This is a genomic window from Pseudonocardia sp. EV170527-09, assembly GCF_008369905.1.
GTDB lineage: Bacteria > Actinomycetota > Actinomycetes > Mycobacteriales > Pseudonocardiaceae > Pseudonocardia.
Genome location: NZ_VRMC01000435.1, coordinates 1 through 278, shown reverse-complemented (window position 1 = coordinate 278; position 278 = coordinate 1). Strand labels below are relative to the sequence as shown.

At 77.7% G+C, this 278-nt stretch carries 1 protein-coding gene; it reads left to right on the top strand.

Going from position 1 to position 278, the window contains the following annotated elements:
• Window positions 1-191, top strand: a 191-nt coding sequence (locus FVA95_RS29720) for a hypothetical protein (protein WP_205016066.1), incomplete at its 5' end; no start/stop codon positions are given.
• Window positions 192-278 lie beyond the last annotated feature (87 nt).

The following is a 278-nucleotide window of genomic DNA, read 5'->3' as shown; positions in this document are numbered from 1 at the left end:
GGCCCTACTTCGCCGAGGACCCGCCCACCACCGAGGTGCTGGCCGTGCAGGGCCTCGACCCGGCCGTCGTCGTGGCGGTGCGCGACGAGACCGCCGACGGCGCGGGCGGGGTCCGCTACCTGGTCGATCCCGACGCCCCGCCGGGCGAGGTCGACGCCGCGATGACGGCGATCGGCGCCGGCCCGGGCTGAGGCACCGGGCTCCGGCTCGGGCTCGGGCTCAGCCGAGCAGTGCCTCGACCAGGGGGAACTGGCGCTGCAGCACCCTCAGGTGCGGGG